General features: G+C 56.2%; 8 protein-coding genes and 2 pseudogenes. All 10 read right to left on the bottom strand.

Annotated elements, in window-relative coordinates:
• Positions 1-71: 71 nt before the first annotated feature.
• A pseudogene (tnpB, locus tag FJ425_RS08415) lies at positions 72-188 on the bottom strand (IS66 family insertion sequence element accessory protein TnpB); the annotation flags it as partial.
• A gap of 621 nt (positions 189-809) precedes the next feature.
• Positions 810-1,652 (bottom strand): N-formylglutamate amidohydrolase, encoded by an 843-nt coding sequence (locus FJ425_RS08410; protein WP_084015730.1) that lies wholly within the window; start codon positions 1,650-1,652, stop codon positions 810-812.
• 343 nt (positions 1,653-1,995) lie between these two features.
• A complete protein-coding gene (locus tag FJ425_RS08405; RefSeq protein WP_064993510.1) occupies positions 1,996-2,946 on the bottom strand; it encodes a methyltransferase domain-containing protein in 951 nt (316 codons plus the stop codon).
• Positions 2,947-3,365: 419 nt separating this feature from the next.
• Positions 3,366-3,603: pseudogene (locus FJ425_RS32315) on the bottom strand (diaminobutyrate--2-oxoglutarate transaminase); the annotation flags it as partial.
• A 578-nt stretch (positions 3,604-4,181) separates the two neighbouring features.
• Positions 4,182-5,021, bottom strand: coding sequence for a hypothetical protein (locus FJ425_RS08390; RefSeq protein ID WP_064993511.1), 840 nt, complete (start codon positions 5,019-5,021; stop codon positions 4,182-4,184).
• Positions 5,014-6,270 (bottom strand): diaminobutyrate--2-oxoglutarate transaminase, encoded by a 1,257-nt coding sequence (gene ectB, locus FJ425_RS08385; RefSeq protein WP_064993567.1) that lies wholly within the window; start codon positions 6,268-6,270, stop codon positions 5,014-5,016. The genes FJ425_RS08390 and ectB overlap by 8 nt, the downstream gene beginning before the upstream one ends.
• Positions 6,271-6,608: 338 nt before the next feature.
• Positions 6,609-6,806 (bottom strand): hypothetical protein, encoded by a 198-nt coding sequence (locus FJ425_RS08380; RefSeq protein WP_064993512.1) that lies wholly within the window; start codon positions 6,804-6,806, stop codon positions 6,609-6,611.
• A gap of 119 nt (positions 6,807-6,925) precedes the next feature.
• On the bottom strand, positions 6,926-7,672 hold the full coding sequence (locus FJ425_RS08375) for a LuxR family transcriptional regulator (RefSeq protein WP_064993513.1): 747 nt from the start codon (positions 7,670-7,672) through the stop codon (positions 6,926-6,928).
• Positions 7,673-8,102: 430 nt separating this feature from the next.
• Positions 8,103-9,116 carry a 1-aminocyclopropane-1-carboxylate deaminase gene (locus FJ425_RS08370; protein WP_064993514.1) on the bottom strand — a complete coding sequence of 338 codons (1,014 nt, stop codon included), beginning with the start codon at positions 9,114-9,116 and terminating at the stop codon, positions 8,103-8,105.
• A 404-nt stretch (positions 9,117-9,520) separates the two neighbouring features.
• Positions 9,521-9,595, bottom strand: a complete 75-nt coding sequence (locus FJ425_RS31980; RefSeq protein WP_246676749.1) for a hypothetical protein — start codon at positions 9,593-9,595, stop codon at positions 9,521-9,523.
• Positions 9,596-9,649 lie beyond the last annotated feature (54 nt).

Genomic DNA, 9,649 nt, shown 5'->3' with positions numbered 1-9,649 from the left:
AGGATTCCAGATTTGGCAGACCTCGGCTGGCGCCAGGACGGCTCCGCCACAAAATCTCACCCGATGCATAAGAACGGATCGGCGCCCATCGTCTCGCGCACCAGCGCGGCCAAACCCTCGGCGCCCTTGCGGAAGTCCACTGGCTTCGTCGCGACCATCACCTTGACCGCCCCCGTCGGCCCGATCACGAGGTCCGCCTTCAGCGCGCGGATTACTGCGGCCACCGTCTTGATATCGGCGCCCCGGCCGACGCGCATGACGATGCCGTCGATCTCAAGCTCGATCATACCGGCATCTCGGGTGGCTTGCCGTTTCCGCTGCTTCGGTGAACGGCTGACTACAGGTTCCGCCGCCGCCAACACCGTCGGCACAAAGGCAGGAGAATCTTGCTGCACCGAAGTGGCCTTTTTGCGCGCTTCGCGGCGCCAGGCGAAGACCTGCTGCGGCCTAAGGCGATACCGACGGGCGGCCTAGGAAATGATTGCGTTCGGCTCCAGCGTCTCCGCGATGATCCGCGCCTTGTCATCCACCGACCAGTGACGCCGACCGCCGGCACCGTTGATCACCACCCCTTACTGTGTTCAAGCTCGATGCGCCTTATCGTCAGCGAAGCGGGAGTCGGCCCGAATTCCGCACAGTGGTTAAGGTAACGGGCCCGCTCAGGTTGCAAATCTGCCGAATAGGCCGCTACGCGTTCCACCGGAAACGAGCGTCCGCGCATTTTATTACAACCGACAAGCCCTGATTGCCAATCATCACCACGCGGGGATTTTCATTCCGAGAGTGCTGGCTCGGGCCGTGCGTTCCTTTCAGACAAATTCAGGAGCGATGCGTCTAAGCGCAGCTCTCAGTGCTTCCGCTAACCGATCACCCCATTTGATCTGATCGGCCGGTTCCGTGATCATATCCTGCCTAATTTCCAACTCGATTCCGAGCAGACCTCGATGTTCCGCGTAGACGGGGACTGCATAATCCGACTCATTTTCCAGCGCGTAAGGCTGATTGAAGCCAATGTCGAGATCGCCCGCCATCTTGAATTCTTCGGCCAGCGCGTCTGCCAGGCGGCGATCTTCGTTGAAAAGAAGGCCTAGGTGCCAAGGGCGCGGCGTCGGGTAGTCGGTGTGCCAAGGGGTGAAACTGTGGACGGTCAAGATCACCGTTGGACGTTTCGCGGCAAGACGGGTCCGAACCACATGCTCGATCCTCGCTTGGTAGGGATGAAAGATCTCAGACAGGCGCATGGCAGCAGCCGGTACAGTTAGATCCAGATTCCCCGCGATAGTCGTTCCGTCGGTCATCGTGACAAATGCTGTCGGGTTGTGGGGTGGACGATTGCAGTCAACGATAAGCCGGGAGTAGCGCTGGTAGATCAACTCGGCGTCGAGTCGTTCGGACACCCGTCTACTGACGCCGAGAGCACCGATGTCGTAAGCAATATGACGTATGAGATCGGCTGGAGAGACGCCAAGAGACCCGAGCGACTTAGGGATCAGCCGACCAGCATGATCGCAGAGCAGAAGAAACGGCGATGATCCTGTCGGGCAAACATGCCCAACCGGGTTAGGCTCATCCGGCCCAAGAAGCCCATCCTTCCAACGGTATCCGGGTACATCCTCTAGTTCGATAGGTGCTTGGAGTAGGTGCCGTGGCATTGGCTTCTCAGTTGCGAGGGCAGATCGGTTGCGAGGGCACCAATCGACTCTAAGATCGGCAGGCGATCAAGATGCGCGGCTATGATCAAGGCGATTGACGAGCCCTCTCTTAGATACCATGGCACGACATGCAAGTTCCGGCGCCTCGCCAGAAACCTCGTCTATCGATCGGACTGAGTGAAAGCCAATCGCCTGTTCAGATATCTCGCTGTGTCCGATGTTGATACGTTTCATACTGTTGGGCTAGACAACTCTAATTGAGCGGTAGCAATTCGAGAATTCAAAGCAGATGACACACGGCAGGGTGAAGCAGAAATCGACCTTGGTCGACCCAGTGATAATTTCACACCCGTCGCCCACTGCCGACCAAAGCGTTGCGCGCTATGCGCGCTTCGAAGCCACCGCGAGAGGTTCCCGTCACGGCGAGCCCGAAATACTCATCAAGAAGCGCGAGCACACGCTGCGTATCGTTGCGGAGCTTCTCTAGCCCGTACATCTTCACGACGTATTTGGCCAGCGATTGGAGAACGCTCTCCTCGTCTTCTGCCTGGAAGACGAATGGGTCTGTAATTCGCTGCACAGTCACCTCATCGAACTGCGCAGCAGCGAACAGATCAAGAACCTCGCCCGCGGTGAAATGAGGATAGTCGTGTGGCGTCACCGAATGAGTTGACACTACGTCAGCGAACCAGCGGGCGGTGGCTGAACCCTCTTCGAAGTCATGAAGAACGAAGACGCCACCGGGCCGAAGAATTCGCGCAGCCGCTTGGACAGCGGTGGTGCGTTGAGCGTGCGGGATGTGGTGCGTGCCGTAAGCCATCAGCACACCGTCCACCGACCCGTCTTTAATCCAGAACGGATCGGTCGCGCTTTGCCAGATTGCGAAAAGGCCGTCGCGGATGCAACGGTCCACCATGAACTGAGAGATGTCAGAGTTGATGAACGTCGGGCAGCGCGCCGCACCCAAGATCTGATGGGCTACCTTGTTCACGTAGCCGTCACCGGCGAGAAGATCGCAGATGATCATTGATGAACAAAGTCCGTCGCAACCATTGGGGTGCATCTTGCCCAGAAGATCCATCACACCCTCCGATCGTGCCAGCAGCGACAGTTGGATGCTATCGAGGTAATCCGCCCCACGCCCTTCCGAGGTGAACTCATTGCGCGAGAGATTCGCCAGATTTGTAAGGCAGGCGGATGACTCTCTAGCTATTCCGGGCTCGATCGCCTTGAAGGCCAGCGGGTCGATCTTTTGCAACTGGACGAGGTCCGAATTCAAATTATTGCGAAACATTGTAGTTCTCCCTGGTGATTGTTTGCCAGCGAACAGATCGACAGTTCCCTGCCGGATCTCAGCGATGAAGGGTGGAATGATTTACTTTGCAGACCGCCTCCGTGATATAGCAGCACTGCTCCACGAGCGGAGGCGAACGAGCGTGGCCGAACCCTTTCCGGCCAAAGTCCCCGCATCGAACCAGAAAAAGTTGTCTAAATCAAATGACATAGAATTTTCCTGAACTCGAACTCTCGACAGTCTCTTACACAATTATACGTCACATATTCTGAGTAAACATTATAGCTTACAGCAATCATGCATACCTTTTGCAACGCGATTTTGATGAATGTGAAATAGGGATATGCGCCTGTTCGGTAGTTACCCACCCCTTCTTGCTGCACGGTAGCGCGTCCTCGTTGTCTTTGCCCGGATACGTTTGCCGCAGTATACATATCAAGCGAGAGAGGAATGTTTTCACCGACGAGATATTCAATTGCTGGCGCAAGGATAGTTGGGTCCCTAGTTGAGTGCGCCGGACCCTACAAGGAAATCGAGAAATGGCTTACCGGCCTCGTCCCAGATTGTCGCTCCGAGGGCCTTCGTAAAGACGGTTGGAAACGACCGGCAATAGCGACGAACGTTAGACTCATGAGCTTCGAAAATGTCGATATCAATTAAAGGGCCTCTCTGGTGCGTCTTGCGATCAAAGCTGCAGGTTCTATGTTCACGCATTCCAAACCATTGAGTTGACGATTAGCTACGGCCAATCTCGGACTTAAAGCGAACTTACCATGGTCAGCGACTTGCATTCGCAAAGAGTCTGTAAACTTGTTTGACGAATCTGTTGCAACGCTTGGGATAGCGATACCTTGACAGTCAGTACCCGCCTTTGCGGCAGCGCTATCGGCGGCGTTGTTGGCATGGGCGACTGACATAACCGCACCGGTTTTCCAGCATGACTGCAACCCCGATGTTTGGGTATTTCTCTAGCAAGCTGTTGAAAAGGCACTCGCCACCGGATCGCAGCGGTAATTCACTGGTTCCGAAGGGATTCGGAAGTGACGTGCGCGGCGGCGACGATCGAGCTGGCGAACTGTTTAGCTATGTTGACCTTGAGGCGCGGGTGCGGCGCAATCATCCGTTGCGGGCGATCCGGTGGCGGGCGGGCGTAAGTCGAAGGTCAGCAGCAGTCGACTGCGCATCGACGCTGATAGATGCGCAATCCATCCGCATTAAAGGTCGGTCCTCCAAAGTCAGGTCCACCAGAGAACAAGATCCGGCCGCGCAAACCCGAAAAAGCTGTTCAGCAACAAGCGACGCTTTCCGTTGCCTGGTTGACCGGTAACCCCGTGAACGAAGCCGCCATCGATCAAAGCGATATCCCCGGCCTTGAGCTGGATCTCGCGGCAAGGAACGGCCTCGAGATAGGCTGCCGAGTAGGGATAGCCGGTGGTTTCCACGCCCTGCGACTTTCGGTCGGCAACTGTCGGCTTATGGCTCCAGAGCCTCAGATTGCCGCCTTCCTCGGGCATGCTCGGATAGAAGTTAAATGCTGCGACAGTGTTGTGCGCCACGGAAGAAAGCTCATAACCATTGCCAGCACATAAGACTTGAGCGACGTCGTCGTGGGGGTCCAATGAAAATGCGCCGCTGCCAGACCAGTTGATGGCACGACAAACATTGGCCTGACCGTGTTCTGAACGGGCCAGTCGCAGTTCGATGCCCTGGTTGTGAAGCTCGCGCTTCAATGCGCTGAATATTGCTCGGACCGGGTCAACCAAATTCTTAAACAGGGCCTCGACGTGCGGCCGCGCATTTTCGGCCTCTGCGAAATAGGTGGCTGCATCCTTCCTGTAGTGGGATGCGCCAACATACTGTCCTGGCACTCCATCCTTTCGCTGCTTGAGACCGGTACTGGCACTGAAGTTCGCGCTGATCTCCTCGGCTACTTCAGTGCTGAAAGCCTGCTTGATGTGCAGAGCGGTCGTCTCGCCTTTCAGGACCGAGATGATGTCAGCAGTGCTGATCGAGCCGGTCCGGTGTCTGATCGAAACAGGAGAGATGGCGGGCGGTTGAGGAATCTGATTACGCATTGTCTTGCTCCTGTAGTGCGTGGTCAAGAATGGCGACGCCGTTATCAAGTTCGACATCGGTGATGGTTATCGGCGGGAGGACTTTGATCACGTCGCGATTTGGCCCTGAGGATTCGATAAGCAGGCCATTCTCGAACGCGACATCGTGCACGCTGCCGACCAGGGCCGGTGAACGGAACTTGAGGCCAGCCATCAGACCGCGGCCCCGTTTTTGTTCAATGTATCTGGGAAATTTCGCGACGAGGCGGTCAAGGTGCCCCTGCAGTTTGGCCGCTGTCTGTTCCACGCCTGCAGTAAACCGGCTGTCCGACCACATTTTGGACATGGCCCCTGCCGTCACGAAGGCGAAATTATTGCCTCTGAAGGTCCCGCTATGTTCTCCGGGTTTCCATATGTCCATGTCGGGGCGAATAAGGACAATGGAGAACGGACTCCCTGAACCGCTCAGTGACTTGGAAAGGCACACGATGTCGGGTTCGATTTTGGCGAACTCGAAGGAGAAGAAATCGCCTGTTCGGCCCGCACCCGCCTGGATATCGTCGACGATAAAAACAATGCCATGCTTGCGGCAAATGCGCTGAATTTCTATGAGCCAAGCCGCGGATGCGGCGTTCATGCCCCCTTCTGCCTGGATGGTCTCCAGAATGATTGCGGCTGGCTTTTCTATGCCGCTCCCTGGGTCGCTCAAAACGCAATCAATGTAATTGGCGGAATCGAACGCTTGGCTCGGATAGCCGTCAAATGGGATACGGATCACATCGTGGCGCGCAACGCCTCCCAGCTCTCTGGTGGACGCCGACCCCGAGATCGCTAGCGAGCCGAGCGACATACCGTGGAACGCATTTGTGAATGCCATGACGCTCGAGCGGCCGGTATACTTTCGCGCAAGGGCCAGCGCCGCTTCGTTGGCGTTTGTGCCCGTCGGCCCAGGAAACTGTATCTTGTAGGAAAGCCCCCTGGGTTTCAGGATCGAATCCACAAAGGCTTCAATGAAGTCACGCTTAGCCACCGTATGCATATCAAGCGACAGCACAATGTTCTCACCGATAAGATATTCGATTGCTGGTGCCATAATATTCGGGTTGTTGTGTCCGTAGTTGAGCGCGCCGGAACCCACAAGGAAATCGATGTGAGGCTTGCCGGTCTCGTCCCAGATCGTCGCCCCCAGTGCCTTCGTAAAGACTGTGGGAAAGGCCCGGCAATATCGGCGAACATTGGATTCATGAGCCGTGAACGCGTTGATGTTCATCTTTAGGTCCTCTGCACGGAGATCATTCACGGGGAGAGTGATAAAACTTTCTGCTCGTGGTGAATGTTCTTCATGTCACATTGACACCAGAATCGTCGGATTGACTTTTTTGGGCCGGTACTTCGCGGGAATTCTAATTGGTGTGGCTATCTCTCTTAAAAATACCCCATTATTGCGTTGCTCCAGAGCTGATACCTAGGGTGAATGCGGTGGACAACATATAGATTTTCCGGACAAGCACCGATACTACGGCATCGGGTAGTTGACGGATCAGCCCCATCGCCCCTGCGAGAATTCGGCCGACCAAATCATAGGAGTCGTCCGACCGCTGGAGCACGTCACCACAGGCTGTGGAGCGCGGCGATCGCGAAGCCGCTCGCGAGCGCCCTCAACAGTGCCGCAGCGAGCGGCATTGCGGCGGTCATCCGGTCATCGATGTTCCCCGGCAAAGCTCGGTTGCGGGTCTTAAAGGAATCATCGACGACCGATGGCATGAGGAACCTGCGTGCGCTCTTGGCCGGTCTCTTGCGCGACATGATAGGCCTTCTCGGCGAGCGAGTGATGGATTTGGAGGTTGCGGCAGCCATCGGCGCCGCGTATGACGAGGCTCGAGCTCCACGACAGGCCGCGCACCGAGCTCGCCGAATCTTCCTTTCTATGGTTCGATAATCCCAAGTTCCACAGCTTTCGCAGCAAGTGCCGTTCTGCGGGTCGTGTCCAACTTCCGCATCACGTTTTTCACATGGAAATCAACCGTGTTTTGGGACCGTCCTAATATCGTCCCTATTTCCCCTGACGTTTTTCCTTTCGATATCCAATGAATGCACTCTCTTTCCCTATCAGAGATCTTATAGGCGTGCTCCGATGACCTCTGCGTTCCGAGCTTCGCAACCCTCAGATGAAACTGTACTGCGGCAATTTGCAGATAGGTGATCGCTCTATTTTCCAATTCGCCGTCCGAGGATTTAGCAAAACACATAAGCTTAAAGCTGCCAGCGGGACCATGTAATGGAACGGTAACGCCTGACTTCAAGCCGAACGTCCCCGCCTCGTCCAGGACGCGGCGTTCATTTTCAGTCGTGCTTTCGTGGGTATAAACCTCACTCCACCGGAAGGGCCCTACCCCCTTTCGACCTTTCTTGATGAGCGGGTCTATTTTGGCATAACCCATCTTTAAGTAGCGCTCCTGCCATTCATCAGGGTAATTCCACATCATCGCAGAGTCCGGTCGGGTCGGCTTCAAAACCTTTTGTTCTGGTGCAAGGGGGCCATAGGCTATCCACGGGCAATCGAAATTCAGCGCAAACGCGGACAACAATTCGAACAACTGTTCGGATTCAGCGACATCATTAGTCGTGTCGAGGAATAGGCTTAACTCGGCCGCAATCCGCGAGAATTCCATGATCTCTCCTTCAGTTGCGTTCTCATTGGTGCGAGCTGCTCCAGCCCAGCATCCCAATTGCGTGGTGGAATCTGAGTCCTGGCTCCTCCCCTGTCGACAGAGCTTCAAGAGTCGTGCCAACTTGGGCGCAAAGCTTTTCTTCAGATTGCAATGGGCTGGGTAAGGTACCCAGGAGATGAACCGAACGCACTTTGTCGCGGAGTGAACAGTCGTTGGGTCGCAGAATGGCAGCGGAGCACGAACTCAACGGCCTCGTGTCTCTCGACGGCCAACCGCCCAGGGAGGAATTTGGTCGCGAGCCTCTGCGCGTAACGCTCTGAATTATTTACCAGATCATCGACCGTCCGCGGAATTGGCTCCGGCCTTTCCGGTTCGGCACTGTCGTGGACACGTCCGGCACGGCAGGGCGGCATACGCGAGCTGTCGCCCGTCAGCCGTTACGGAAGGTGTAGCCGTAACCATTGATTGCGGGCGCGCCACCCAGATGGGCGTAAAGGACCCTCGACCCCTCTGGAAAGAAACCTTTCTGGACGAGGTCGATCATCCCTTGCATCGATTTGCCCTCATAGACCGGATCGGTGATCATACCCTCGAGCCGCGCGCACAGACGGATCGCCTCCTTCGTTTCCTCGGACGGAACGCCATAGCGCGGGTACGCGTAGTCCTGGAGCAACACCACGTCAGCCTCGACAAGTTCCGTTTCGAGCTCGACGAGCATCGCTGTACGTTTGGCAATGCTAAGCACCTGCGCCTTGCTCTTTGCTGGAGTGGCGGATGCATCGATACCGATCACGTTGCGCTGTCGACCGTCCTTCGCGAACCCGACGATCATGCCGGCATGCGTTGAACCTGTGACAGTGCTGACCACAATGTAGTCGAAGGCAAAACCAAGCTGTTTCTCCTGGTCGCGCACCTCGTAAGCGAACCCCACATAGCCAAGGCCACCGTATTTGTGGACAGAGGCCCCGGCCGGTATCGCATAAGGTCTGCCGCCCCTTGCCTTGACATCATGGAGCGCTTCTTCCCAACTGTAGCGGATACCTATGTCAAAGCCCTCGTCGACCAGGCGCACCTCTGCGCCCAAGATGCGGCTCAAAAGAATGTTGCCGACCCGGTCGTAGACGACATCGTCATGTGGAACCCAGCTCTCCTGAACCAGAAGACATTTCATGCCGATCTTGGCCGCGACCGCTGCGACCATCCGGGTGTGGTTGGACTGCACGCCCCCGACGGTGACCAGCGTATCAGCATCTGACGCGATCGCATCGGGAACGATGTATTCGAGCTTGCGCAGCTTGCTTCCACCGAACGCGAGACCTGAGTTGCAGTCCTCGCGTTTGGCGTAGATCTCTACCTTGCCGCCCAGATGTTTGCCGAGGCGGTCGAGCTTCTCGATCGGCGTTGGGCCAAAGGTGAGCGGATAGCGTGGGAACTTTTTCAGCATGTTTTCTCCAGCAGAGGTATTCAAGCTGAACTATCTCCAGCCTAGGTCATGGGCGTTCGTGCTGAGCCAGCTATGTTCTGGAACGTTGTAGAAGTGACTCACATCATCGCCGGCGTCTCCGTTCGATCGACCGGTGCCGGCGTGCTGCGAGCCTCCTATGTGCGTGGCGAACGCAAACAGCTTCACCGAGCATGTTGCCACCCCTGGCCAGTTCCGGCCCACCTGTATTCTTGTCCTATCAATTCGATGTCTCTTGTTGGGCGTGAACGTGAGTTCCGCTCTGTCACTACGCCTCAACACAGCGTCAACACACAGCGCAGTCAGAACGAGCTGAGATACATCTGAACATTCATTCCTCAACTCGTCATCTTGTGGCGGCTGGTTCGAACTGCGTTGGCCTACCCTTACCTCTGCTCGACAAGCACACTGGACCGCCAGAGCAGAAAGAGCACGCTGCCGAAATAATCCCTCTGGAGCAGTAGCGAACAGGCCAGCGTAGCGACGACGGCTAGACGGATCGCGTGCTAAGCGAA

The organism is Mesorhizobium sp. B2-7-2, from assembly GCF_006440775.1.
Taxonomy (GTDB): Bacteria; Pseudomonadota; Alphaproteobacteria; order Rhizobiales; family Rhizobiaceae; genus Mesorhizobium.
This window is presented reverse-complemented; position numbering and strand designations above follow the sequence as displayed.